This is a genomic window from Pseudarthrobacter sp. C4D7, assembly GCF_013359725.1.
GTDB lineage: Bacteria > Actinomycetota > Actinomycetes > Actinomycetales > Micrococcaceae > Arthrobacter.
In genome coordinates this window covers 14,020-38,028 of record NZ_JABFMW010000036.1, presented here as the reverse complement: position 1 = coordinate 38,028, position 24,009 = coordinate 14,020, and the positions used below count along the sequence as shown (strand labels likewise).

The window sequence follows — 24,009 nt, the reverse complement described above, 5'->3', positions numbered from 1 at the left end:
ACCCTCCACCACCACCCCAACACCACCGCTGATTCCCATGAACACATCATCCACCAGGGGTCTGACAATCAGAGCCCGGGCGGAAGACGTGCCTGCCTGCGGGTGCCTTGCCGCCTAGCCCCCGGCGAAGGGAGGCAGCACGTCCACGACGTCGTCGGGACCAAGAATGGCTGCGTGGTCCCGGACGGCCACCTCATTGAGCAGGAAGCTGCTCCGGGAAAGCAGCCGGGGGAGCGGCGGGGTGCCTGCCGGGGGTTCGGGGCGCTCTACGGCGGCCACCGCTGCCAGCAGGTCGGCCACGGTGGCGCCTTCCGGCAGGTGGAACTTCTCTTCCTCGAAACCGGCGGCAGCGCGCGCGGCAGCAAAATAACGTACAAGCACCGTGTCAGCCCCCGATCGCGCTCATGCTGCGATCCGGCTGGACGAAGTCCGGAGCGTCGAGTCCCACGTGGTCCATGCCGTGGGCCTTTGGTTTGATCCACATGGCGTCCTGCCAGCGCTGGGCCAGCTCCGCATCGCCGGCGCCCGCCCGCAGCAGGCCCAGCAGGTCGAACTCCTCACGTGAGAAGAGGCAGCTCATGATCTTGCCTTCGGCAGTAATCCTGGTGCGGCGGCAGTCAGCGCAGAACGGTTCGGTGACGGAGGCGATGATCCCCACCGTTCCAAGGACGGGACCATCGGCGGTCTCTACGCCGTCCGCCCGAGCCGCCACCCGTCGTCGAACGTCGAACCGCTCCGCCGGAGCCCCGTCACGTGCCCGGGAATCGGGGGTGAGTACGTAGTCCCGGGACAGGAGGCCACGGATTTCGGCGGCGGTGATCATGTTGCGGCGGGTCCAGCCGTGGTCGGCGTCCAGCGGCATCTGTTCAATGAACCGCAGTTCGTACCCGCGCTCCAGGGCCCATGCCAGCAGTTGTGGAGACTCGGCGTCGTTGATGCCCCGCATCAGGACCGCGTTCAGCTTGACCGGCCCCAGGCCCGCGGCCCAGGCGGCGTCCACTCCGGCCAGGACCTGGTTCAGGAACGGGCGCCGGGTCAGCTTGGTGAACGTCTCCTCGTGCAGTGAGTCCAGTGACACGTTGATGCGGGTCAACCCGGCATCCTTGAGCGCGGCAGCCTTTTTTGCCAGGCCCACCCCGTTGGTGGTCATGGAGATGGGCAGGTCCGGGTGGTTGGCGCGGAGCGCCGCGATAATGTCCACCAGGTCGTGCCGGACCAGCGGCTCACCGCCGGTCAGCCGCAGCTCCCGGACGCCCAGCTGCTCCACGCCGACCTTGACGATCCGCACGATTTCCCCCGCAGACATCACAGCCTGCTTGGCCAGCCACTCAAGCCCTTCGGCCGGCATGCAGTAGGTGCAGCGGAGATTGCACTTGTCCGTCAGGGAAAGCCTCATGTCCGTGGCGCGGCGCCCGTAACGGTCCGCAAGGCCCGCTGGCGCGTCCGCGGGCCGGCGGGAGGGGATGCCGGGCAGCGCCGATGCTGCTTCCTCGCGCGGTTGCGGCATTCCTAGCTGGACACTCATGGATTCAGGCTACGCCACGTTGCGCTGCGCATCACACCTGTGACCGGCGCGGAACCAGCGGACCGAACCTGCGCCGGGGACCGCCGGGGAACCTATGCTGGAAATTGTGAAGAGTTCCCGGGAAAAGGGCGGGGCGGACGACGACGGTGCCGGCCAAGGCGAGCGTGCGGAAGTTCCCGTCCCGCACCAGTCAGTCCCACGTGCCGGTGCGCGGTGGGCGGCGGCCGCCGGGATCACCGCAGCCGCCGGCGGCGTCGTCGCGGGCGAACTGCTGGCGGGATTTGCCAGCCCATCCCTTTCGCCGCTGACCGCTGTGGGCGGCGCTATCATCGATGCCGTCCCGCCGGGAATCAAGGACTGGGCTGTTTCCCTTTTCGGCACCTCTGACAAGGCCGCCCTTTTGGTGGGCATGGCGCTGGTCATTGCCGGGCTTGCCGCCTTAGCCGGGGTCCTTGAGCGCCGCCGCCGCTTTGCCGGCGCTGCGGTGATGGGGATTTTCGGGCTGACGGGGCTCGCGGCGGTCCTGACACGGTCCCAGGTGACCCCGCTGGCGCTCCTGCTTCCGCTCCTGGCCGCGGCAGCCGCCGTCGTGCTGTTACGTTTACTGGTCCGGCAGCTGCAGGCGTGGGAAGATGCATCGTCCGCATCGCCCGCGGCAGCAGCCGTGTCGCGCCGCTGCTTTCTCCAGGCCCTCGGCGTCGGCGCCGGAGTTGCCGCCGTGGGCGGCGTGCTGGCCGGCATCTGGCGCAGCGCTGCCATCGCCGCCAGCGAAGCCCGGGCACGCATAGTCCTGCCCGGGCCGGCGTCACCGGCACCGCTCGTCCCGCCCGCAGCGGAGTCAGGCTTGGCCGGCATGCCTGCGCTGGTGACGCCCAACCCGGATTTCTACCGGATCGACACAGCACTGGTGGTTCCTACGGTCAACCCGGATACCTGGTCCCTCAGAGTCACGGGAATGGTGGCCCGGGACGTCGAGCTGTCCTTCGCCGACCTCCTGCAAAAGCCCCTGCTGGAACGCCACATCACCATTGCCTGTGTGTCCAATGAGGTGGGCGGGGACTTGATCGGCAACGCCCGCTGGCTCGGCTGGCCGGTCCGCGAACTGCTGGCCCTCGCGGTTCCCCAGCCGGGGGCGGACATGGTTTTGTCCCGCAGCGCCGATGGCTGGACGGCCGGAACGCCGCTGGACGTCCTCACCGACGACAGGGACACGCTGCTTGCCGTGGGCATGAACGGTGCGCCGCTGCCGCTGGAGCATGGGTTCCCGGTGCGGCTGGTGGTCCCCGGCCTGTATGGCTACGTCTCGGCCACCAAGTGGGTCACCGAGCTCAAGGTCACCAGGTTCGCCGACGATGCCGGCTACTGGACTCCGCGGGGCTGGTCGGCGCGCGGGCCCATTAAGACGTCGTCGCGCATCGACGTACCCCGGAGTGGCCGTGCAGTCAGCGCCGGAACAGTGGTCCTGGCAGGGATTGCCTGGGCGCAGCACACCGGCATCCGGAGCGTGGAAGTACGCATCAACCGCGGACCGTGGCGGGAAGCGGAACTGGCCACCGGCATCTCCGTGGACACCTGGTACCAGTGGAAGCTGGCCGTGGACCTTACCCCGGGGCAGTACGAGATCCAGGTCCGTGCCACCAACGTGAACGGTGAACCCCAGGACGAAACGGCGCGGCCACCCGCACCCGACGGAGCCACGGGATTCCACACCGTTAGAGTGGACGTGAAATCCTGACGGCCGCGACCAAAGGCGTACCCATGACCAGCCATTCCCATGGCACAGCAGTCCCGGCCCACCAGGCCCGCTCCGTTGCTGAGCACCGTGCGGCGGTCACGGACCTCCTGGCCCGGCTGGCGGCAGAGTCCCGCGCTGAGGTCCTGCCGCTGTCCGGTGCGCTCGGCCGGGCACTGGTGCACGGCGTGCTGGCGCCCATCAGCCTTCCCCCTTTTGCGAACTCCCAGATGGACGGGTACGCCGTCCGTTCCACGGACATTCCCGACGGCGGATCCGACGTGCGCATCACGCAGCCCGTCCCCGCCGGATCAAGCCCGCGGCCGCTCCAGCCGGGGACGGCGGCGCCCATCATGACCGGTGCCATGATCCCGGCGGGGGCGGACGCCGTCGTGCCTATCGAAAAGGCGGTGCCGGACCACTTCCGCACGGAAGGCAGCGGGGGGCTGGTGACGCTGCCCGCAACCGTTCCGGGGACGTACGTGCGTACTGCCGGCAGCGACATTGCGGCGGGGGAGCGGGCCCTGGCCGCCGGAACGTGCCTGGGACCGGCGCAGCTGGGCCTCCTCGCAGCCCTGGGTGTTGCTGAGGTGGAGGTATACCGGGCAGTGTCCGTCCTGCTCGTCACCACCGGGGACGAGGTGGTTGAACCCGGACAACCATTGCCGCCGGGCAAGATCTACGACTCCAACGGAACCCTCCTGGAAGCCGCCATGCAGCAGGCGGGGCTCAACGTCCGGCGCACAGGCATCTCCACTGACAACCCCGCAGAACTCCAGGCGCTGCTGCGGACCCGGGGCGGTGACGTGGACCTGATCGTGACCACGGGCGGGGTCAGCAAGGGCGCCTATGAGGTGGTGCGCCAGGCCATGGTTGAGCAGCCGGTCGAGTTCCTGCACGTCGCCATGCAGCCGGGCGGCCCCCAGGGGATAGGGCTGTTCGACGGCGTCCCCTTCCTGGGGTTTCCCGGCAACCCGGTCAGTTGCCTGGTGTCCTTTGAGATGTTCCTCCGCCCCGCCCTGTCGGCCCTGGTCGGGGCGCCGGCGCCCCGGCTGCCGCTCAGCGCCCGCCTGGCCCACCGCTTGGTGTCGCCCGGCCAGAAGCACCAGGTCCGGCGCGGACGCCTGGAGCCCGGCGGAACCGTCCAGCTGCAGGGCGGCGAAAGCTCGCACCTGATGCACGCACTGGCGGGCTCAAATGTCCTGGTCCACGTCCCGGCAGGCGTCACGGAACTCGCTGCCGGCGACGAGGTGGAAGTATGGATGCTGTGAACGCAGAACAGACCCCCGCCCTGACGCACCTGCGCCAGGACGGCAGCGCCCAGATGGTGGATGTTTCCGCCAAGGCAGAGACCACCCGCGAAGCGACGGCCACCGCCACGGTCCGGACCACCGGCGAGGTGATGCAGCTCCTGGGCTCCGGCGGCCTGCCCAAGGGGGACGCCCTGGCCGTTGCGCGCGTGGCCGGCATCATGGCGGCCAAGAAGACACCGGACCTGATTCCGCTCTGCCATCCGCTGCCGCTCTCAAAGGTGACCGTTGACTTCGACCTCGGTGCGGACGCCGTCACTGTCCAGTGCACCGTCAAAACCCGGGGCGTCACGGGAGTGGAAATGGAGGCGCTGACCGCCGCCTCCGTGGCAGCCCTCAGCGTCTACGACATGATCAAGGCCGTAGACAAGCATGCCGTCCTCACGGACATTAAGGTGCTGGCCAAGAGCGGCGGCAAGAGCGGAGACTGGGCACTGTGACCTCACCCTTCAGCGCGGCCGCGCCGCACGTGCACGGCGATGTGCAGGGACGGAAAGCCGGCGTCGTCATCGCCTCGACCCGCGCCGCCGCCGGCATCTACGACGACGAAACCGGCCCCGTGATCGTGGACTGGCTCACCGAGCATGGCTTCGACGTGTTCCCGGCCATGGTGGTCCCCGACGGCGAGCCCGTGGGCGCCGCCATCCGGGCGCTCCTCAGCCAGCACCCCGCCGTCGTCATCACCAGCGGCGGCACTGGCCTCAGCCCGGACGACCGGACACCCGAGGTCACCCGGCCGCTGCTGGACCGGGAGATCCCGGGCATCATGGAGGCCATCCGGCGCGCGGGGTCGGCGAAAACCCCACTTGCGGCCCTGAGCAGGGGCTACGCCGGTGCCGCCGGGCGCACCTTCATCGTGAACCTGCCGGGCTCGCCCAAGGGCGTCATGGACGGGCTGACCGTCCTGGATCCCGTGATCGGGCACCTTTGCGACCAGCTGGACGGCGGACATGGGCACTGAAGCATTTGAAGTAGTCAGCGCGGTCCTGAGTGCGGAGCCCATCTCCGTGGACCAGGCCATCGCCGCGGTGGAGAGCGACACAGCCGGGGCGGTGGTCAGCTTCAGCGGCGTGGTACGCAACCACGACGGCGGCAAGGCCGTTGAGCGCCTCAGCTACAGTGCGCACCCCACGGCACACCAGGTCATGGCCGACGTCGTAGCCCGCCTGGTTGCCGAACAGGACGCTGAGGGGGAGGCCGGCAGCGGCCAGCCAGTCCGCATCTGGGCTGCACACCGGATCGGAATGCTGGAAATCGGCGACCCCGCACTGGTGTGCGCCGTGTCCGCCGCGCACCGCGGCCAGGCTTTCGCCGTATGCTCCGAACTGGTGGACAGGATCAAGGAACAGGTGCCCATCTGGAAGGAACAGTTCTTCTCGGACGGCACGGTGGAATGGGTCGGCGCCGGCGGCTGAGGTTGCGCCGTCCTGCGCTGTTTGGAGCAACCCGGAGTGCGAGGTAACGCACGCCTCCCGGTTCCTGCCCCCGCCCGTCCCGCCGGTAGGGTTAATGCCATGACCGAACAACACTCCGTTCCCAAGCTGGTGGCCGTCCTTGGCGCCAATGGACGCATGGGCGCCGAAGCCGTCAAGGCCATCGACGCCGCGCCCGACATGAAGCTCGTTGCAGCCCTGGGACGGGGTGACTCACTGGAGCAGCTGGCCGCTTCGGGTGCCCGGTACGTGGTGGACCTGACCGTTCCCGAAAGCACCGAAGCGAACGTCCGCTTCGCCGTCGAGCACGGCATCCACGCCGTGGTGGGCACCACCGGATGGGACGCAGCCCGGCTCACTGGCCTGGAGTCCCTGCTGGCGGGGCACCCGGACACCGGCGTCCTCATCGCCCCCAACTTCGCCCTGGGCTCGGTGCTGGCCTCTGCCTTCGCCGCGAAGGCCTCCAAGTACTTCGAATCGGTGGAGATCATCGAGCTGCACCACCCGGACAAGGTGGACGCCCCCTCCGGCACGGCCGTCCGCACGGCGGAGCTGATCGCTGCCGAACGCCGGGACGCGCAGGTCCCGCCCAGCCCCGATGCCACCACCAGTGAACGTGCCGGCGCCCGCGGCTGCGAAGTGGACGGCGTCCGCGTCCACAGTGTCCGGCTCCGCGGCCTGGTGGCACACCAGGAAGTCCTCCTGGGTGGCCCGGGCGAACAACTGACCCTCCGCCACGATTCCTTCGACCGCGCCTCGTTCATGCCCGGCGTGCTCCTGGGCCTGCGCAACGTTGCCGCACATCCGGGGCTGACCTTCGGCCTGGACGGCTACCTGGACCTGGGGCTCTAAGCCGTGGACGGGCTCCTTGCCGGCTTCCGGAAGAACCGCACCAAGATCTGGGTGGGGGCGGTCACGCTGCTGCTCGTCTTCTACCTGGTGGTGTCGTTCCAGCGCTCGATCCTGCTCCTGACGGACAGCAACCTGACGGCCAAGGCCATTGGCGGCGCCTACCTGGTACTGCCCGTGGTGGGTGCATGGGCCTTGATCCGCGAACTCATGTTCGGCGCCCGTACCGAGCAGATGGCCAAGGTCCTGGAGGCTGAAGGCGGTCTGCCCGTGGACGATCTCCCGCGCACGCCGGGCGGCCGGATCGTCCGGGCTGCGGCGGATGCGGAATTCGAGAAATACCGGGCCGAGGCGGAGGCCGCTCCCGAGGACTGGCGTTCGTGGTTCCGGCTGAGCTGCGCCTACGACGCTGCCGGAGACCGCAAACGGGCCCGGGCATCCATGCGGGACGCGGTACGGCTCTTCACGGCCGCGTCCTGATCCTCCCGGGTACGTCCCTGGCCCGACTTCCCCTCGCCCGATTTTGCCTGCCCCGGCACGCTGCGGGTACCTCCACGCCAAACGGTGATGGGCATTTCTGCCCATCGCCGATTCCTGCACTGCGCGGTACGTTTACTGAGTAAAGACTCTTGAGCTTTGGGGGAAAGCATGAGGACTGCGCTGTCCATGGCATGGGCACGCACCGGCAGCACCCCGGGCCCCAGCCAGCCGCACCCCATCCCCACGCACAACAAGTGGTCCTTATCGGCGTGCCCGCACGCCCGGGGCTGCCCGACGCTGGACGCGCCATGCCCATCCTGCCCGCGCAGCTGCCCTGCGCTGTCATGCAACGACACCACGCACCCCTGTACCTGCACTCACGCACCCGCCCTCCCGGAGAAGGACCATCAATGAGCCAACCGCATTTCCCCCACGCGCCCCACAGCGGGCCGGCTACCCCACCCATCCCGCCGGCGCCGTCGGCTTTCGGAGCCCCGCCTGCGTTTGAAGGGCAGCAGTATCCCGCGGCTCCCCAGGGGGAATACCAGCCAACTCCCTACGGCAGCGGTCCATACGACGGCGGGCCCGGGAAGTCATTCATGACCACCTGGATCCTGTCGCTGCTGCTGGGCACGTTCGGTGCAGACCGCTTCTACCTGGGCAAGACCGGCTCCGCCATCGCCAAGCTGTTGACGGCCGGCGGCCTGGGCATCTGGTCCATCGTGGACCTGGTCATGACCCTGATGGGCAACACCCGGGACCGGGAAGGCCGCCCGCTGGAGGGCTACCCGGAGAACAGGAAGAAGGCCTGGATCATCACCGGCGTCGTCTGGCTGGCCAGCATCATCACCGGAATCCTGCTGGCCATCACGTCCATGGCCATGCTCGGCGCCGCCCTCGCGAACCGCCAGGACCCGGTGGCACCCGAACTGCCGTCTGTCACCCAGGCCGCGCCGGCCCCGTCCGGCGGATCCACGCCCGGCAGCGGATCCGACGGCGGAGCAAACTCCTTCGTAGCCACCGTGTCCGAGGGCAACACCGTCAGGATCAGCGTCCTCGATTCCATCTACACCACCGAAATTCCCGGCATGACCTACCTCCAGCCGAAGAACGGCGGGTTCCTGGCAGTCAAGGTGTCCTGGGAAACTCTCACCGGAAGCAGCTTCTCCAGCCCATCGAATTTCCAGGTCTTTGACGCCGAGGGCAAGGAGGGCGAACTGGTCTACCTTGACGATGGAATGGGGGCCTTGCCCACCGATGAGGTCGGCGCCGGCGACGCCCGCGAGGGCATCCTTGCGTTCGACGTGAAGAAGGGCCCCGTCCAGGTTGTGGTCAACGATGACTACGGCGACAAGACCGCTACCTTCACCCTGACCCAGCAGTAGCAGGCCCGAGCCGGCATTCGTTCCAGAGCGGAACCCGCGGCCCCACCGTCCGGTGGAGCCGCGGGTTCTTGTGCATTCCGGGCCAATGGCGGTCGCTGCGGAGGTCCGGGGCCGCCGGGCGCACCTGCGGCCCGAGGGTCAGGACAGGGCCTTGGCTCCGCCGCGGCCCACCATGCTCGCCGCATGGCCGGCCCACTCCAGCGGACCGCGCCAGGACAGCCGCGCAAAGACAATCCCGACGGCAATGGCAGTGGCCGCCTGGGCAAAATACATGCCGTCCTCGGTCCAACCGGCGGGCAGGGGTTTCAGGTAGAAGGTGGAGACCACCCAGACGTGGACGGTGTACAACGTCAGCGTCATGGCCCCGGGTCCCCGCAGCGGCAGCAGCAGGTCCAGGTCCACCCACCGGGCGAGGCGCTCCAGGAGCAGGCAGGCGCCTATGACGGCTGCCGCCACGGCAGAGGTGTGCAGCAGGTCGAGCGGAGTTCCGGAATGCGGCGCGGCGGACGCCAGCCACCACCAGGAACCTTCCTGGGGAAGTCCGGTCAGGTTTACCTGCAGCACGCTGCCCAACGGGTAGCCCGGTGAATTAAGCAGCAGTTCCAGTGCTGCCCGGCCGCCCCAGTCCTCCATGGCTGCCGTCCCAAGTGTCTTGGCTGCCACGGCCACCACGGTTCCACCCACCAGCAGGACCGCGGGAACCAGCGCCTTCGTGAGGGCCAGGCGGCCGATCACCAGCCCCACCAGCAGGTACGACAGCCACTGGAACACCGGGTAGTAGCCGGTTAAGAAGATATCTGCCAGCAGCTGTCCGGGGGTTGCCAGGTCTTCCCAGCCGGGATTGTGGCCGAGCTTCAGGGGCGGCTCGGCGGCAAGGAGCCAGGGCCGGAGGAGGTATGCCAGGACGGGGGAGGCGAGGATCCAGCCGCCGGCCCAGGCGCACAGCGGCTTCACGCCCAGTCCCAGGAAAGGAAGGATGCACAGGAACAGCACGGCGTAGTGGACCAGGATGACGGCCACGTTCACTTCCAGGAGGCCCAGGGTCAGCCCGACGGCGGCAATCACCAGGGCGCGCAGCGCCACGCCGCGCCGGGCAGCAGAGAGTCCGGAGCCTGCCAGCGGCCTGTCCTTCCCCGTGGACAGTGCCAGTCCAACGCCGGCCAGCACGGCGAAGAGGGCTGCGGCGCGTCCCGAGAACGTGAGTCCAATCCAGGTGGGCGTAAGGTTTGCATCCGATTCGAAGGTCGGCAGCAGGTGGGTGGCCATCATGCCCAGCAACGCCAGGCCACGGGCCGCATCGATGCCCCGGAGCCGTCCCGGTAGTTCCTTGCCGGAGGGCGTGCGGGACCGGGTGGCCGGCGTTCGGGACGTCATGTCCAGATCGTCTCACATGCGCCTCGGGGGCGGCTTGTCACGGCGGGGCGCCCGCCGGCCGGGGACGGTGGCGTCCGTGCCCGCGTCCACTCTCTCCGGGCAGGGACTGGCTGCACCCTTGTGTTCGAATATATGTTCGAATAGCATGGCTGCATGGAGAACACGTCATCGGGGCGCCCCGCACCCACGAAAGGTACCCCGGCAGCCGGAGTTCAGGAGCCGGCGCAGGCCGGACCCGCACCATCATCAGGGTCCCGGCCGGGACATCCGCGCTCCGGGAGTTTCCAGGCCGGGTTCCCGCCTGGCGGGCCTGACGCCGGGAGTGGGCCGCTGCGGGCAATGAGTCCCGGAGTGGTGGACTACCTGTTCCGCCAACTTGTCTCCGGCCGGCCGGCCGAGGATGTAGCGTGGGCGCAGGAAGGCATCAGCCTGGCCGCCCAGCCGGAGGGGGCGGAGCTGGCGCGCAGGCTTGCCGAAACGGACCTTGATGCCCTGACGCCCACGGAATTGTTCCACTACGTCCGCGCGGCGCAGCGGCTGGCATCCTGGGCAGAGAGCCTCCGGCAGTCCGCCGTCGGCCGCTATTGCCACGCCGGGGCGGAAGCACCACGGCCCGGCCGCCACCGTATTTGACGCTCGTCACGTCCGTGGCATTGTCCTAACCAGCCGGGGACAGGGTAACGTTTTTTCCATGGCTGACTCTTCCGCGCACATCCCTGCCCTCGGTACCCTCCTGACCGCAATGGTCACGCCGTTCACCGAGGACGGCGCCGTGGACTACGACCAGGCAGCAGCACTGGCCAGCAAGCTGGTGGACGATGGCTGCGACGGCCTGGTGGTCACCGGCACCACCGGCGAAACGTCAACGCTGACGGACGAAGAAAATCTCGGCATGTTCCGTGCCGTGAAGGACGCAGTTGGTGGCCGTGCGGCCATCATCGCCGGGACCGGCACCAATGACACCGCGCACTCGGTTCACCTTTCCCAGCAGGCTGCCGCCCTCGGCGTTGACGGCCTCCTCCTGGTAACCCCTTACTACAACAAGCCCAGCCAGGCCGGTGTCCGCGCCCACTTCGAGACCATCGCCTCCGCCGTCGACGTCCCCGTGATGCTGTACGACATCCCCGGCCGGTCCTCGATCCCGATCGAACCGGAGACCATGATCCGGCTGGCGCAGCACCCCAACATCGTCGCCGTCAAGGACGCAAAGGCGGACTTCATGGCTGCCAGCCGCGTCATGGCGGAAACCGACCTCCTGTTCTACTCGGGGGACGACGGACTGACCCTTCCCTGGATGGCGCTGGGCGCCGTCGGACTGGTGGGAGTCACCACCCACGTCGCCACCCGCCGCTTCCGTGAGCTCATCGACGCCGTCAACGCCAACGACCTCGGGACTGCCCGCAAGATCAACTTCGAGCTGCAGCCCGTGGTCCGCGCCACCATGACCCGTGTCCAGGGAGCCGTGGCGGCCAAACAGATTCTTAAATGGCAGGGAGTCCTGCCCAACTCGATTGTCCGTTTGCCCCTCGTGGAGCCGGACGAAACCGAGATCGAAACCATCCGCGGGGATTTGGCGGAAGCGGGGCTGGTCTTCTCCTGAGGCTAAGACCGGCACCCTTCCGCCTGGAAAGAAGTGCACTATGACCCAAACTGCCCTTACCGGCCTCGTCACCCCTCCGCGCCTGCCCCAGGGCACCTTGCGGATCGTTCCGCTCGGCGGGCTGGGGGAGATCGGCCGGAACATGGCCGTCTTCGAGATCGACGGCAAACTGCTGATCGTGGACTGCGGCGTCCTCTTCCCCGAGGAAACCCAGCCCGGCGTTGACCTGATCCTGCCGGACTTCTCGTACATCGAGGACCGGCTGGACGACGTCGTGGCGGTGGTTCTCACGCACGGCCACGAGGACCACATCGGCGCCGTCCCCTACCTGCTGCGCCTGCGCAATGACATCCCCCTGGTCGGTTCGCAGCTGACGCTTGCCCTGATCGAGGCGAAGCTGCAGGAACACCGCATCCGGCCCTACACGCTGACTGTCGAAGAAGGCCAGGTAGAGAAGTTCGGGCCGTTCGAATGCGAGTTCGTGGCCGTCAACCACTCCATCCCGGATGCACTTGCCGTGTTTATCCGCACCGCCGGCGGCACTGTCCTGCACACCGGTGACTTCAAGATGGACCAGCTGCCGCTGGACGGACGCATCACCGACCTGCGCCACTTCGCCAAGCTTGGCGAGGAAGGCGTGGACCTCTTCATGTCCGACTCCACCAACGCCGACGTCCCCGGGTTCACCACGGCCGAGAAAGAGATCGGCCCCACCCTGGAGCGGCTCTTCGGCCAGGCCACCAAACGCATCATTGTGGCGTCCTTCTCCTCGCATGTGCACCGTGTGCAGCAGGTCCTCGACGCCGCCGCCAAGCACAACCGCAAGGTGGCCTTCGTGGGCCGCTCCATGGTCCGCAACATGGCCATTGCCGAAAAGCTCGGTTACCTGGACGTCCCCGCCGGGCTGATCGTCGACATCAAGAACATCGACAACCTGCCGGACAACCGGGTGGTCCTCATGTCCACCGGCTCCCAGGGCGAGCCCATGGCGGCCCTGTCCCGCATGGCAAACGGCGACCACCGGGTGGTGGTGGGTGACGGCGACACCGTCATCCTGGCCTCCAGCCTTATCCCGGGCAACGAAAACGCGGTGTTCCGGATCATCAACGGCCTCCTCAAGCTCGGTGCCGACGTGATCCACAAGGGCAACGCCAAGGTCCACGTCTCGGGCCACGCGGCGGCCGGCGAACTGCTCTACTGCTACAACATCCTTGAGCCGCTCAATGCCATGCCCGTGCACGGTGAGACCCGCCACCTGATCGCCAACGGCAAGATCGCCATCGAATCCGGGGTGCCGGATGCCAGCGTCATCCTCGCGGACAACGGCACGGTCATCGACCTCCGCGACCACCAGGCAGACATCGTGGGCCAGGTAGAGGTGGGCTTCGTCTACGTGGACGGCTCCAGCGTGGGAGAAATCACCGACGCGGACCTCAAGGACCGCCGGATCCTGGGCGACGAGGGCTTTATCTCGATCATCACGGTCATCCACCGCGCCACCGGCAAGGTGGTCTCCGGGCCCGAGATCCACGCCCGCGGCGTCGCAGAGGACGATTCTGTCTTCGACGACATCATCCCCAAGATCAACGCGGCACTGGAAGAAGCAGTCCAGAACCACGCCGACCACACCAGCCACCAGCTCCAGCAGGTGGTCCGCCGCGTCGTGGGCACCTGGGTCAACCGGAAGCTGCGCCGCAAGCCGATGATCATCCCTGTGGTGCTCGAGGCCTGACGGTCCCCGCCCCCGGCTCCGGCCCGTCCTCCCGCCGCAGGCAGGAGCACGGGCCGGAGGCATTTAAGGGGGAATGCCGGGGGCAGCCCCGGCCCCGATATCCCCGGAATCACAGCATGCTTCCGGTACCGTGGCTACTATGGCCACACGTACTACTTCCGCGCCCAAAGGTACCGGCAGGGGCAGCTCCGGCAGCAAATCCGGGAGCTCCACAGCCCGCGGAACCGGCTCCACCGCCAGCAAGGCAGGACGCGGCGGCTCTTCCAGCACCGCACGTACCCGCCAGCTACCCGCCGTCGAACACCACCAGCCGTGGCTGCTGCGCGTGGTGGGCGGCGCCTGGCTGGGCATGGGCCACCTGGTGGGCGGGGGAGTGCGCCGCATTGGCCACGACGTCAGCGACCTTCCGGCCGAGGACCGCCGCGACGGCGCTGCGCTGTTCAACCTGGCGCTGGGCGTCTTCATCGCAACCTTCGCCTGGTGGGGGCTGACCGGCTGGTTCCCCGACGCCGTCTACGCCGTGGTGAACGGCACCTTCGGCTGGATTTCGCTGCTGCTCCCGCTCATGCTCTTCGTCTGCGCCTTCCGGCTTTTCCGGCAGCCCTCTGACGGCCGGGGCAACAACCGGGTGGGCATCGGCTTCCTGATCATGACATTCGCCGGCTGCGGCCTGGCGCACATCCTGGGCGGCCAGCCCACCGTTGCCGACGGCTTCGACGGCCTCCGCCAGGCCGGCGGCATGCTCGGCTTCCTGGCCGCCACGCCGTTGGCCGCCATCCATCCCGCCGTGCCTGTGGCCCTCTATGGCCTGCTCGCCTTCGTATCCCTGCTGATCATCACGGCCACCCCGTTCACAGCCATTCCGCGCCGCATCCGGGGAGCGTACGAGCACCTCATGGGCGTCGACCTGATGGACCAGGAACGTCCCGACGTCCACGACCGCAGCTACCTGGAACGGACGGCGCCCGCCGCACCCCGGAAGAAGAAGCGCAAGCTCTTTGGAAAGGACCAGGAGTCCGGGGCAGGCCTCGAGGGATATGTCGGTGACGAAGCCTTTGAGCACGCCGTCATTGACGACGACGAGCAGGAACCTGCCCGGCCTGCGCCGGGCGTGCGCCGGCCCACCCAGGCGGAGATCGCCGTCGAAAAAATCAAGGCAGCCCAGGGCCTGGGCGCCGGATCGCAGGCGGCACCTCCGGAAAACGCCACCGAGGCCATTCCACTGGTCATCCCCGGCGCCGCTGCCCCCGGCAAACCCGCCGCGGCGCCAACGGTACCCTCCAACCCTGTGGCCCCGGCCCCGCCGCCGGTCCCCATCCCGCAGCGGACCGAGCAGCTCTCGCTCGCCGGTGACGTCACATATACCCTCCCGGCCTCGGACTTCCTGACCCCCGGATCCATCCCCAAGGAGCGCACCGAAGCGAACGACGCCGTCGTCGCTGCCCTTACGGATACCCTGACCCAGTTCAACGTGGACGCCACGGTCACCGGGTTCAGCCGCGGCCCCACTGTCACCCGGTACGAGATCGAGCTCTCGCCCGGCACCAAAGTGGAGCGCGTCACCGCCCTGTCCAAGAACATCTCCTACGCTGTTGCCTCCAGCGACGTGCGCATCCTCAGCCCCATCCCGGGCAAGTCCGCCATCGGCATCGAGATCCCCAACACGGACCGCGAAACCGTCTCACTGGGCGATGTCCTCCGCAGCCAGAACGCCCGCCGCACAGACCATCCCATGGTGATGGGCGTGGGCAAGGACGTTGAGGGCGGCTACGTGGTGGCCAACCTCGCCAAGATGCCCCACCTCCTGGTGGCCGGTGCCACCGGTGCCGGTAAGTCGTCCTTCGTGAACTCGATGATCACGTCCATCCTGATGCGTGCCACCCCGGATGAAGTGCGCATGGTCATGGTGGACCCCAAGCGCGTGGAACTGACCGCCTATGAGGGCGTTCCACACCTCATCACGCCCATCATCACCAACCCCAAGAAGGCCGCCGAGGCGCTGCAGTGGGTGGTGCGGGAAATGGACGCCCGCTACGACGACCTCGCCAACTACGGCTTCAAGCACATCGACGACTTCAACAAGGCCGTCCGCGCGGGCAAGGTCCAGCCACCGGTGGACTCCAAGCGCGTCATCCGGCCCTACCCTTACCTGTTGGTGATCGTGGACGAACTCGCCGACCTCATGATGGTGGCCCCCCGCGACGTCGAAGACTCGATCGTCCGCATCACCCAGCTGGCCCGTGCCGCAGGCATCCATTTGGTCTTGGCCACCCAGCGCCCGTCGGTGGACGTCGTTACCGGCCTTATCAAGGCCAACGTGCCCTCGCGCATGGCCTTCGCCACGTCGTCCGTGACGGACTCCCGCGTGGTCCTCGACCAGCCCGGCGCCGAGAAGCTCATCGGCCAGGGTGACGCGCTCTTCCTGCCCATGGGCGCCTCCAAGGCGATGCGTGTCCAGGGCGCCTGGGTCACCGAATCGGAGATCCACAAGGTGGTGGAGCACGTCAAGGGCCAGCTGCAGGCCGTCTATCGTGACGACGTTGCGCCGGAAGCGGAAAAGAAGCAGATCGACGACGACATCGGGGACGACCTCGAGGTTCTGCTGCAGGCCACCGAGCTGGTGGTCACCACGCAGTTTGGCTCCACCTCCATGCTGCAGCGCAAGCTCCGTGTCGGCTTCGCCAAGGCCGGCCGCCTCATGGACCTGCTCGAGTCCAGGGGAGTAGTGGGTCCCTCCGAAGGCTCCAAGGCCCGCGACGTGCTGGTCAAGCCGGATGACCTCGCCGCGGTCCTCGCTGCCATGAAGGGCCAGGAAGCCCCGGCCGCGCCCGACTCGCAGACCGCAGCCCTCAGCGACAACGCCAATGCCAACATTGCCCAGGGCGGCTACGCCGAAGACCTGGTGGCGGCGGACCTGGACCAGCGGAAGCAAAGCGTCGAGTACTACGACGGTTCGGACTCGGCTCCCGGCGGGTACGGCGATGACGACGACGGCTCCGAAGACGCCTGGTCCCTCACGGGGCGCTAGCCCGGTAGCCTAGAAACGTGACTAGCACCGATGCAACCGCCGCCGGCAAGGGCCGTGCCGGGGTCTGGAACCTTCCCAACGTCCTGACCATGATCCGCATCGCGCTGGTCCCGTTCTTTGTGTGGTTCCTGGTGGCGGACGCGCCGGGGCTGCACAGTACCTCCGGTCCGTGGCGGTGGGCGGCGGTGGCCGCCTTTGCCGTGGCCATCTACACGGACAAGCTCGACGGCGACATCGCCAGGAGCCGGAACCTCGTCACCGATTTTGGAAAGATCGCCGACCCCATCGCCGACAAGCTCCTCATCGGCTCCGCGCTGGTGATGCTGTCCCTGCTGGGTGAACTGCCCTGGTGGGCAACGTTGGTGATCCTGGTCCGGGAGTGGGGCATCACTGCGCTGCGGTTCTTCGTCATCCGCTACGGTGTCATTCCGGCTTCCCGCGGCGGCAAGCTCAAGACCGTGGTCCAGACCGCAGCGATTTTCCTGTACCTGCTTCCGTTCGGGGCATTCGCGCCGTGGATGACCTGGGTGGCGTTCGCCGTCATGATGGCAGCTGTGGCCATCACGCTGTGGACCGGAGTGGAATACGTGATTGAAGCCCTGCGGCTCCGGGCCAGGGGCAAGCGCCAGGCTGCGGCCGTGGAGGGCCAGGAGCACGAATGAGCAACCTTCACCAACTGTCCGCGGCGGCCGTGCGCCAGGCCATTGACGCGGGAAAGACCGTTGCCACCGCCGAATCGCTGACGGCTGGCATGGTGTCCGCAGTCCTCGCGGACACGCCCGGAGCCTCCGGCATGCTCCAGGGTGGAGTCGTGGCCTACCAGAACTCGGTCAAGGAGCTGGTGCTGAACGTGCCCGCCGACCTGCTGGCCCGTGTCGGGTCCGTCGATCCGGACGTCGCCAGCGCCATGGCCGCCGGGGCGCGCACAGTCCTGGGTGCCGACGTCGGACTGTCCACCACGGGAGTGGCTGGTCCCGAAGCCCACGACGGCAAGCCCGTGGGGCGTGTTTACGTGGGTATCGCCACGGCTGCCGGTGCCGCCGCCTACGAATACACCTTCACCGGCAGCAGGCCGGATATCCGTGCCGCTGCGTGCGCCGCGGCCTTGGAACGGCTCCTTGAGTCCCTGGCCGGCTGACGTTCGCTGCCGGCGAAGTTACCGGGCGTAAAGTTGCCGGGAACAAAACCCGGTACCGATTAGTTATTACATTGTGTCGCTTCCGAAGAGCGGAGGCGCCTAGGATGAAATGACCACGACGGGTTCGCCAACGGCGGACCCGACCAATGAGGGAGCAAGGCGATACAGATGGTAAAGCAGCCCGTATCCGTAAACGGCGTTGTCCGCTGGAAGGATGTGGGCCTCGCCGAACAGGCCAAGAGCGAACAGAAGGAGCGCAAGATGGTTGTACTTCGTCACGAAATCGGTGATGTCCTGCGCGATGTCCGCCAGCGTCAGGGGCGCACGCTCCGTGAAGTTTCCCACAGCGCCCGCGTCTCCCTGGGATACCTCAGCGAAGTGGAGCGCGGCCAGAAGGAAGCATCGTCCGAGCTGCTGTCTTCAATCTGCTCGGCATTGGATGTTCCGTTGTCCACCATGCTCCGCGAGGTCAGCGACCGGGTGGCAGTAGCCGAAGGCGTCGCCGTACCGGACACCGTCCCGCAGGAATTCTCCCAGCGTTACGGCCGTGACCTGGAACGCGACCTGAACACCGAACTGAACGATGAACTTTCCACGGGCCTCCTCTCCGGAGCCCGGTAAGGGCAACCCACGCCAACGTGGGGCCTGACAACAGGAAAGCCCCCGGCCATTGAACTGCTCCCCGGAAGTTGGACTGGTTAAATAAGAGCCTAAGCCGCGAGGGCCTGGGTCCGGTATTGCACCGGGCTCAGGTCCTTGAGCTTTGTCGAGATTCTTTCGGTGTTGTACCAGTGGATGTATTCGTGCAGTGCCGCTGTCAAGGCGTCGGTGCTGAGGTATCGCACGTGATGGAAGAGCTCTTCCTTGAGGTGACCGAAGAAGTTCTCCATCACGGCGTTGTCGTAGCAGTTGCCCTTGCGTGACATCGACTGGCTCGCGCTGGCTTCCTGTAAGAGTTTTCGCCACGAGACGTGCTGGTACTGGAAGCCCTGATCCGAATGCACGAGCGGCTGCTGACCTTCCTCAAGGCAGGCAAGGGCCTGGCGCAGCGAACTGTTGGTGAGCTCCAGATTCGGAGACGGGCTGATCGAGTAGGAGATGATCTGCCGGTCGAAAAGATCCATGACCGGCGAGAGATAGAGCTTACGGTCGCCGACGCTGAACTCCGTCACATCCGTTACCCACTTCCGGTTCGGGGCATCAGCCTCGAACTCCCGGTTCAACACGTTCGGAGCAACCCGGCCCTGCCCGCCCTGGTAGGAGTTGTAACGCTTCTTCCGCCGGACCTTGCACACCAGGTCCAGGGACCGCATGAGCTTCAGCACGGTCTTTTTCGCGACCGTCCAACCCTGCTTGACCAACTCGGTGTGGACCCGCCGGTGCCCGTACCGGCCATGGTTTTTCTCGAAAATTTCCCTGACAGCGGCCTTGATGGCCTCCTGCGGATCAGCGCCCTGGATGCGCGCCTGATGATAGAAGAACGTGGACCTGGCAAGAGCTGCTGCCTGCAGCAGGACAGGAAGCGGGAAGTCAGCCTTGAGAGCGATGAGGGCTTGGACCTTCACCGTCGTTCCTGCGCCCTCAAGGCCCGCAATTATCCCAAGTAAGCCACTTCCGCCCGCAACCGTTCGTTTTCCCGCCGCAGCCGCTCAAGTTCCGATACCTCGGCCGGCTGCGCGGCACCGGGTGCCTTAGGCCTTCCCTTGGGCTTTGACCGCAACGCGTCCGGACCCTCCCGGCGATACGCCCGGGCCCACGTCTTCAATAGCGTGGGCGAGGACAAACCAACCTCCGCCGCGAGATCCGGGGCAGTCTCACCGGCGATAAACCGTTCAACCAGCGCGAGCTTGAATTCGAACGAGTACACCTGTTTCGTCGGCTTCGCCACCAGCGCTCCTCGACCATGGATCTTCCACCGCCGATAGAGAATCCTTACCGGCGGGCGGGACACCCCCAGCAACGTCGCCGCCGCACTATCCGCGATGCCCTTCTCAAACCACGCTACAGCGGCCTCACGCTGAACCTCAGACAACGAACTACGTGCATGCATAAAACTGCTCCCCGGAAGTCGGAACTGAATTTCTCAGTCCAACTTCCGGGGACCAGTTCACATGCCGGGGGCTTTCCTGTTGTTTCCTAGTCCTCCTGCCGGGGCTCCCGGGAAGGGGCGGCGTCCGCGGCTTCCCTGGCGAACCCGTCCCGCTCATAGGTGGAGTTCAACTTGGCCATGCAGCGGGCCAGTTCCTGCAGTTCCGCCACCGGCCACTCCCGCAACCGCTCCTGGAAAACCTGCCGGCGGGCGTCCTGGACCTGGTGCATCTTCTCTTCGCCCTTGGCCGTCAGCCGGATGGACTGCGCCCGGCGGTCCAGGGGGTCGGCCTCCTTGGACACCAGGCCAAGGCTTTCGAGGAAGGCGATCTGCCGGCTGACCGACGGTTTGCCCACCCCGATGTTCATGGCGAGCTCAGTCAGCCGGATGGGTCCCTCCCTGCGGATGATCGTCAACAGCCCGTACGCGGCGGGTTCCATGTCCGGATGGACCTCCCGCGAGAGTTGGTTGGAGATGGCACGCGCCCGGCGCCAGAAGAGGCTGATCTGGTGTTCGACATTCTGCAGGGCGGCGTCAGCGGCGTCGTCGCCTGTGTCCTGTGGTGAAGGGAGATCAGGGGAGTTGCTCATGGCAACAATTCTAGGGTCCGCAATCATGAGAGGATTTACCGATGCGAATCAGCGAGTACTGGCGTCTGATGGATGACGAGTTCGGCGCGGGGTACTCCCGCGTGCTGAGCAGTACCCTGGTCCTTGCCGGTGTTGGCAGCCGTACCGCCGACCAGGCCCTGGCCGCCGGCGTCGAGCCGCGCCGGGTCTGGCTTGCCGTCTGCGACGTCCAGGACGTGCCGACGGAGCGGCGGCTGGGCCGCGACATCGCCCCCCGCCGGGATTGACGGCGGGCCGGCAGCTGCTGAAAGGCCCTCCGGGGTCCGCCGGGAGCCTGCCGCCAGACACGCCGCAGGAGCTCCACTCTTCGAATACCTGTTCGGATAACGCTATGCTTTTTCTATTGGGTTTATCCACATAGCCGTTGTCCTCAGGCCGGATTGTCAGTGGGTCCCCTTAGCGTCAGAGATGACCAACACAACGGCCGCGAAGGCCACCATCGAGAAAGCATTAGAGGTGTCAACCATGGCGGCAGCCCCGGATCGTGCAAAGGCGCTGGAAGCAGCGCTTGCCCAGATTGACAAGCAGTTCGGCAAGGGCTCAGTCATGCGCCTGGGTGACGAAGTCCGTGCCCCGATTGAAGTCATTCCCACCGGCTCCATCGCCTTGGATGTCGCCCTTGGCATCGGCGGGCTCCCGCGCGGCCGCGTCATCGAAATCTACGGTCCTGAATCGTCCGGTAAGACCACCGTTGCCCTGCACGCCGTGGCCAACGCCCAGCGCGCCGGCGGAATCGCTGCCTTCATCGATGCCGAGCACGCCCTGGACCCTGACTACGCCGCCAAGCTGGGTGTCGACACCGACGCCCTCCTGGTCTCCCAGCCGGACACCGGCGAGCAGGCGCTGGAGATCATGGACATGCTGGTGGGATCCGGTTCGCTGGACGTCGTTGTCATCGACTCCGTTGCCGCCCTGGTGCCGCGCGCGGAAATCGAAGGCGACATGGGCGACAGCCACGTCGGCCTCCAGGCACGCCTGATGAGCCAGGCGCTCCGTAAAATCACGGGCCGCCTGAGCCAGACCAAGACCACCGCCATCTTCATCAACCAGCTTCGCGAAAAGATCGGCGTCTTCTTCGGTTCCCCCGAGACCACCACCGGTGGTAAGGCGCTGAAGTTCTACGCGTCGGTCCGCATCGACGTCCGGCGGATCCAGACCCTCAAGGAAGGTGCCGATTCCGTCGGCAACCGGACCAAAGCCAAGATCGTCAAGAACAAGATGGCTCCGCCGTTCAAGGTGGCCGAGTTCGACATCATCTACGGCCAGGGCATTTCCCGTGAGGGCGGCATCATCGACATGGGCGTGGAGCACGGCATCATCAAGAAGTCCGGCTCCTGGTTCACTTATGATGGCGACCAGCTGGGCCAGGGCATGGAAAACTCCCGCCGTTTCCTCCGGGACAACCCGGAGCTTGCCGCCGAACTGGAGCGCCTCATCAAGGAGAAGCTCGGAGTCGGGGTCAAGCCTGCCGAGGACGAGTCCAAGGATGAGCCAAAGCTGAAAGCCGTCGACGGGTTCTAGCCCTTGACCGGAGCACGTACACGGCGACCCCGTCCCGGCAGCCCCTCCAGCGGGGCGCCGGACGGGTTTGACGTTCCCGAGGATCCACAGGGCGTGGATGCCGAGCCGGACCCGTTCACGGTGGCACAGGCCATCGTGTACCGGCAGTTGACCGCTGCGCCCAAGAGCAGGCTGCAGCTTGCCCGCAAGCTCGCGGAACGGAACATCCCGGAGCACGTTGCAGAGGCAGTGCTGGATAAGTTCCAGGAAGTACGGCTGATCAACGACGCCGAATTCGCTGACATGTGGGTCAGGAGCCGCGCCCAGTCCCGGAAGCTGGCCAAGGGTGCGCTTCGGCGCGAGCTTGCTGAAAAGGGCATCGACAGCGAAACCGCAGCGTCAGCGCTCGAACAACTGACGGACGCCGACGAGGAAGCCGCTGCGCGTGCCCTGGTGGAGCGCAAGCTCCGGCCCTGGACGGACCTGTCAGCTCCAGGGGAACGGGACAAGGCCGTTCGCCGCCTGGCTTCCATGCTGGCCAGAAAGGGCTACCAGCCCACCCAGGCGTTCCGGATCGTCAACGAAGTCCTCGCTTCGCAGCAGGACCCCGCCAGCGGTCAGCTCCAGAACCGGTACCCTTAACGGGTGAGTTTGACCATTCCTTCCCCCCAATCCGACGCCACCCCTTCCGTCGAAGCCGGGGCTCTGCCGCAACCCGGAATGCCGGCCCGCACGTATCAGGTGCGCACTTTCGGCTGCCAAATGAACGTCCATGACTCTGAGCGGATGTCCGGCCTGCTGGAGGCGGCGGGCTACGTCCCGGCAGAGGACGGACATGCCGACGTCGTGGTGTTCAACACCTGCGCGGTCCGGGAAAACGCGGACAACAAGCTCTACGGCAACCTTGGCATCCTGGCCCCCGTGAAGGCAGCCAACCCCGGCATGCAGATCGCCGTGGGCGGTTGCCTGGCGCAAAAAGACCGGGAAACCATCCTCAAGAAGGCGCCCTGGGTGGACGCCGTGTTTGGTACGCATAACGTCGGCGCCCTCCCCGCTCTCCTTGACCGGGCCCGGCACAACAATGAAGCGCAGCTGGAGATCCTGGAATCGCTGGATGTCTTCCCGTCGACCCTCCCCACCAAGCGCGACTCCGTCTACTCGGGATGGGTGTCCATCTCCGTAGGCTGCAACAACACCTGCACCTTCTGCATTGTGCCGGCGCTGCGGGGTAAGGAAAAAGACCGCCGGCCCGGCGAGATCCTCGCAGAGATCCAAGCACTCGTGGACGACGGCGCCATCGAAGTCACCCTGCTTGGCCAGAACGTCAACTCCTACGGCGTCGAGTTCGGGGACCGGCAGGCCTTCTCCAAACTCCTCCGTGCCTGCGGGAAGATCGAAGGGCTGGAACGCGTCCGCTTTACCAGCCCGCACCCGGCCGCTTTCACCGACGACGTCATCGACGCCATGGCGGAGACACCCAATGTGATGCCGCAGCTGCACATGCCGCTGCAGTCCGGCTCTGACCGCATCCTGCGGGACATGAAGCGCTCCTACCGGTCCACCAAGTTCCTGGGCATCCTGGACAAGGTACGGGAGAAGATCCCGCACGCCGCCATTTCCACCGACATCATCGTGGGCTTCCCCGGCGAAACGGAAGAAGACTTCCAGGCCACCCTGGACGTGGTGGAGAAGTCCCGCTTTGCCACCGCTTTCACCTTCCAGTACTCAAAGCGCCCCGGCACCCCGGCCGCTGACCTCCCCGACCAGCTGCCCAAGGCCGTGGTCCAGGAACGCTTCGAACGCCTCACCGCGCTGCAGGACAGGATCGCGGCGGAGGAGAACCGGAAGCAGCTGGGCCGCCGGCTCGAAGTCATGGTGACCGCCCAGTCGGGGCGGAAATCGGAGGAAACGCACAGGCTCTCCGGCCGGTCGCAGGACCAGCGGCTGGTCCATTTCTCCGTCCCGGACGGTGCTCCCGCCCCGCGGCCAGGGGACCTCGTTACCGTCACCATCACCGAAGCTGCTGCGTTCCACCTGGTGGCCGATCCCACGCTGGAGGACTACAGCCTGCGCCGGTCGCGGGCGGGTGACGCGTGGGACAGGTCCCAGGCCGACTCCTGCGGCGCGCCGGCCCCGGGTTCCGGAGAGGCGCGGAAGGGCGTCTCCCTGGGCATGCCCTCCCTGCCGCTGCGCACCCGCTGACGC

General features: G+C 66.9%; 25 protein-coding genes. 19 read left to right on the top strand and 6 right to left on the bottom strand.

Annotated elements, in window-relative coordinates:
• Positions 1 to 114: 114 nt before the first annotated feature.
• Together HNO81_RS18065 and moaA are read right to left on the bottom strand one after the other, a co-directional pair.
• Positions 115 to 381: a MoaD/ThiS family protein gene (locus HNO81_RS18065; protein WP_175319484.1), complete on the bottom strand. Its 267-nt coding sequence runs from the start codon at positions 379 to 381 to the stop codon at positions 115 to 117.
• A 4-nt stretch (positions 382 to 385) separates the two neighbouring features.
• Complete coding sequence (gene moaA / locus HNO81_RS18060; protein ID WP_175319483.1) at positions 386 to 1,525, bottom strand: GTP 3',8-cyclase MoaA; 1,140 nt, start codon at positions 1,523 to 1,525, stop codon at positions 386 to 388.
• Positions 1,526 to 1,631: 106 nt separating this feature from the next.
• Between moaA and HNO81_RS18055 the strand changes: the two genes are divergently transcribed.
• From HNO81_RS18055 to HNO81_RS18020, 8 genes are all read left to right on the top strand, one after another.
• Positions 1,632 to 3,260 (top strand): molybdopterin-dependent oxidoreductase, encoded by a 1,629-nt coding sequence (locus HNO81_RS18055; RefSeq protein WP_371818306.1) that lies wholly within the window; start codon positions 1,632 to 1,634, stop codon positions 3,258 to 3,260.
• 23 nt (positions 3,261 to 3,283) lie between these two features.
• Entirely contained in the window at positions 3,284 to 4,528 is a 1,245-nt protein-coding gene (gene glp, locus HNO81_RS18050; protein WP_175319481.1) for a gephyrin-like molybdotransferase Glp, read from the top strand.
• On the top strand, positions 4,516 to 5,007 hold the full coding sequence (gene moaC / locus HNO81_RS18045; RefSeq protein WP_175319480.1) for a cyclic pyranopterin monophosphate synthase MoaC: 492 nt from the start codon (positions 4,516 to 4,518) through the stop codon (positions 5,005 to 5,007). The genes glp and moaC overlap by 13 nt, the downstream gene beginning before the upstream one ends.
• Positions 5,004 to 5,528, top strand: coding sequence for a MogA/MoaB family molybdenum cofactor biosynthesis protein (locus HNO81_RS18040; RefSeq protein WP_175319479.1), 525 nt, complete (start codon positions 5,004 to 5,006; stop codon positions 5,526 to 5,528). Before moaC ends, HNO81_RS18040 begins: the two co-directional genes overlap by 4 nt.
• Positions 5,518 to 5,982 (top strand): molybdenum cofactor biosynthesis protein MoaE, encoded by a 465-nt coding sequence (locus tag HNO81_RS18035; protein ID WP_175319478.1) that lies wholly within the window; start codon positions 5,518 to 5,520, stop codon positions 5,980 to 5,982. The genes HNO81_RS18040 and HNO81_RS18035 overlap by 11 nt, the downstream gene beginning before the upstream one ends.
• 99 nt (positions 5,983 to 6,081) lie before the next feature.
• Complete coding sequence (dapB, locus tag HNO81_RS18030; RefSeq protein ID WP_175319477.1) at positions 6,082 to 6,852, top strand: 4-hydroxy-tetrahydrodipicolinate reductase; 771 nt, start codon at positions 6,082 to 6,084, stop codon at positions 6,850 to 6,852.
• A gap of 3 nt (positions 6,853 to 6,855) precedes the next feature.
• Complete coding sequence (locus HNO81_RS18025; protein WP_175319476.1) at positions 6,856 to 7,329, top strand: hypothetical protein; 474 nt, start codon at positions 6,856 to 6,858, stop codon at positions 7,327 to 7,329.
• Positions 7,330 to 7,928: 599 nt separating this feature from the next.
• Positions 7,929 to 8,714: a TM2 domain-containing protein gene (locus HNO81_RS18020; protein ID WP_254703562.1), complete on the top strand. Its 786-nt coding sequence runs from the start codon at positions 7,929 to 7,931 to the stop codon at positions 8,712 to 8,714.
• 138 nt (positions 8,715 to 8,852) lie between these two features.
• On the opposite strand, the gene HNO81_RS18015 is transcribed toward HNO81_RS18020, so the two are convergent.
• A complete protein-coding gene (locus HNO81_RS18015) occupies positions 8,853 to 10,088 on the bottom strand; it encodes a heparan-alpha-glucosaminide N-acetyltransferase domain-containing protein (RefSeq protein WP_175319474.1) in 1,236 nt (411 codons plus the stop codon).
• Positions 10,089 to 10,241: 153 nt separating this feature from the next.
• Between HNO81_RS18015 and HNO81_RS20220 the strand changes: the two genes are divergently transcribed.
• The 7 genes from HNO81_RS20220 to HNO81_RS17980 all read left to right on the top strand — a co-directional run bounded on the left by HNO81_RS20220 (position 10,242) and on the right by HNO81_RS17980 (position 18,207).
• Positions 10,242 to 10,721, top strand: a complete 480-nt coding sequence (locus HNO81_RS20220; RefSeq protein ID WP_254703561.1) for a hypothetical protein — start codon at positions 10,242 to 10,244, stop codon at positions 10,719 to 10,721.
• A gap of 58 nt (positions 10,722 to 10,779) precedes the next feature.
• Complete coding sequence (gene dapA, locus HNO81_RS18005; protein ID WP_175319473.1) at positions 10,780 to 11,688, top strand: 4-hydroxy-tetrahydrodipicolinate synthase; 909 nt, start codon at positions 10,780 to 10,782, stop codon at positions 11,686 to 11,688.
• Positions 11,689 to 11,728: 40 nt separating this feature from the next.
• A complete protein-coding gene (locus tag HNO81_RS18000; protein ID WP_175319472.1) occupies positions 11,729 to 13,420 on the top strand; it encodes a ribonuclease J in 1,692 nt (563 codons plus the stop codon).
• A 139-nt stretch (positions 13,421 to 13,559) separates the two neighbouring features.
• Positions 13,560 to 16,448, top strand: a complete 2,889-nt coding sequence (locus HNO81_RS17995; protein WP_175319471.1) for a DNA translocase FtsK — start codon at positions 13,560 to 13,562, stop codon at positions 16,446 to 16,448.
• A gap of 17 nt (positions 16,449 to 16,465) precedes the next feature.
• Positions 16,466 to 17,110: a CDP-diacylglycerol--glycerol-3-phosphate 3-phosphatidyltransferase gene (pgsA, locus tag HNO81_RS17990; RefSeq protein ID WP_175319470.1), complete on the top strand. Its 645-nt coding sequence runs from the start codon at positions 16,466 to 16,468 to the stop codon at positions 17,108 to 17,110.
• Positions 17,107 to 17,586 (top strand): CinA family protein, encoded by a 480-nt coding sequence (locus tag HNO81_RS17985; RefSeq protein ID WP_175319469.1) that lies wholly within the window; start codon positions 17,107 to 17,109, stop codon positions 17,584 to 17,586. The genes pgsA and HNO81_RS17985 overlap by 4 nt, the downstream gene beginning before the upstream one ends.
• Before the next feature lie 168 nt (positions 17,587 to 17,754).
• Positions 17,755 to 18,207: a helix-turn-helix domain-containing protein gene (locus HNO81_RS17980; protein ID WP_175319468.1), complete on the top strand. Its 453-nt coding sequence runs from the start codon at positions 17,755 to 17,757 to the stop codon at positions 18,205 to 18,207.
• A gap of 89 nt (positions 18,208 to 18,296) precedes the next feature.
• On the opposite strand, the gene HNO81_RS17975 is transcribed toward HNO81_RS17980, so the two are convergent.
• The 3 genes from HNO81_RS17975 to HNO81_RS17970 form a co-directional block, all read right to left on the bottom strand.
• Positions 18,297 to 19,151, bottom strand: a complete 855-nt coding sequence (locus HNO81_RS17975) for an IS3 family transposase (protein WP_371818305.1) — start codon at positions 19,149 to 19,151, stop codon at positions 18,297 to 18,299.
• A 29-nt stretch (positions 19,152 to 19,180) separates the two neighbouring features.
• Positions 19,181 to 19,636: a helix-turn-helix domain-containing protein gene (locus HNO81_RS20030; RefSeq protein ID WP_217509568.1), complete on the bottom strand. Its 456-nt coding sequence runs from the start codon at positions 19,634 to 19,636 to the stop codon at positions 19,181 to 19,183.
• Between the two features lie 86 nt (positions 19,637 to 19,722).
• The gene (locus tag HNO81_RS17970; RefSeq protein WP_175319467.1) at positions 19,723 to 20,265 is read right to left on the bottom strand and encodes a MarR family winged helix-turn-helix transcriptional regulator; all 543 of its coding nucleotides are present in this window, start codon (positions 20,263 to 20,265) and stop codon (positions 19,723 to 19,725) included.
• 41 nt (positions 20,266 to 20,306) lie between these two features.
• Here HNO81_RS17970 and HNO81_RS17965 point away from each other — a divergent pair, with 41 nt between their 5' ends.
• The 4 genes from HNO81_RS17965 to miaB all read left to right on the top strand — a co-directional run bounded on the left by HNO81_RS17965 (position 20,307) and on the right by miaB (position 24,006).
• Complete coding sequence (locus HNO81_RS17965; RefSeq protein ID WP_175319466.1) at positions 20,307 to 20,531, top strand: DUF3046 domain-containing protein; 225 nt, start codon at positions 20,307 to 20,309, stop codon at positions 20,529 to 20,531.
• A 238-nt stretch (positions 20,532 to 20,769) separates the two neighbouring features.
• On the top strand, positions 20,770 to 21,825 hold the full coding sequence (gene recA, locus HNO81_RS17960; RefSeq protein WP_175319486.1) for a recombinase RecA: 1,056 nt from the start codon (positions 20,770 to 20,772) through the stop codon (positions 21,823 to 21,825).
• A gap of 93 nt (positions 21,826 to 21,918) precedes the next feature.
• Positions 21,919 to 22,446, top strand: coding sequence for a regulatory protein RecX (locus tag HNO81_RS17955; protein WP_371818304.1), 528 nt, complete (start codon positions 21,919 to 21,921; stop codon positions 22,444 to 22,446).
• Between the two features lie 3 nt (positions 22,447 to 22,449).
• Positions 22,450 to 24,006, top strand: a complete 1,557-nt coding sequence (gene miaB, locus HNO81_RS17950) for a tRNA (N6-isopentenyl adenosine(37)-C2)-methylthiotransferase MiaB (protein WP_175319465.1) — start codon at positions 22,450 to 22,452, stop codon at positions 24,004 to 24,006.
• Positions 24,007 to 24,009: the final 3 nt, after the last annotated feature.

Coding starts and splice junctions, on each gene's coding strand:
- HNO81_RS17995 (WP_175319471.1), top strand. CDS start 13,560: ATGGCCACACGTACTACTTCCGCGCCCAAAGGTACCGGCAGGGGCAGC.
- moaA (WP_175319483.1), bottom strand. CDS start 1,525: ATGAGTGTCCAGCTAGGAATGCCGCAACCGCGCGAGGAAGCAGCATCG.
- HNO81_RS20220 (WP_254703561.1), top strand. CDS start 10,242: ATGGAGAACACGTCATCGGGGCGCCCCGCACCCACGAAAGGTACCCCG.
- moaC (WP_175319480.1), top strand. CDS start 4,516: ATGGATGCTGTGAACGCAGAACAGACCCCCGCCCTGACGCACCTGCGC.
- HNO81_RS17965 (WP_175319466.1), top strand. CDS start 20,307: ATGCGAATCAGCGAGTACTGGCGTCTGATGGATGACGAGTTCGGCGCG.
- glp (WP_175319481.1), top strand. CDS start 3,284: ATGACCAGCCATTCCCATGGCACAGCAGTCCCGGCCCACCAGGCCCGC.
- recA (WP_175319486.1), top strand. CDS start 20,770: ATGGCGGCAGCCCCGGATCGTGCAAAGGCGCTGGAAGCAGCGCTTGCC.
- dapA (WP_175319473.1), top strand. CDS start 10,780: ATGGCTGACTCTTCCGCGCACATCCCTGCCCTCGGTACCCTCCTGACC.
- dapB (WP_175319477.1), top strand. CDS start 6,082: ATGACCGAACAACACTCCGTTCCCAAGCTGGTGGCCGTCCTTGGCGCC.
- HNO81_RS18035 (WP_175319478.1), top strand. CDS start 5,518: ATGGGCACTGAAGCATTTGAAGTAGTCAGCGCGGTCCTGAGTGCGGAG.
- HNO81_RS18015 (WP_175319474.1), bottom strand. CDS start 10,088: ATGACGTCCCGAACGCCGGCCACCCGGTCCCGCACGCCCTCCGGCAAG.
- HNO81_RS18020 (WP_254703562.1), top strand. CDS start 7,929: ATGACCACCTGGATCCTGTCGCTGCTGCTGGGCACGTTCGGTGCAGAC.
- HNO81_RS17980 (WP_175319468.1), top strand. CDS start 17,755: ATGGTAAAGCAGCCCGTATCCGTAAACGGCGTTGTCCGCTGGAAGGAT.
- HNO81_RS17985 (WP_175319469.1), top strand. CDS start 17,107: ATGAGCAACCTTCACCAACTGTCCGCGGCGGCCGTGCGCCAGGCCATT.
- HNO81_RS18000 (WP_175319472.1), top strand. CDS start 11,729: ATGACCCAAACTGCCCTTACCGGCCTCGTCACCCCTCCGCGCCTGCCC.
- HNO81_RS20030 (WP_217509568.1), bottom strand. CDS start 19,636: ATGCATGCACGTAGTTCGTTGTCTGAGGTTCAGCGTGAGGCCGCTGTA.
- HNO81_RS17970 (WP_175319467.1), bottom strand. CDS start 20,265: ATGAGCAACTCCCCTGATCTCCCTTCACCACAGGACACAGGCGACGAC.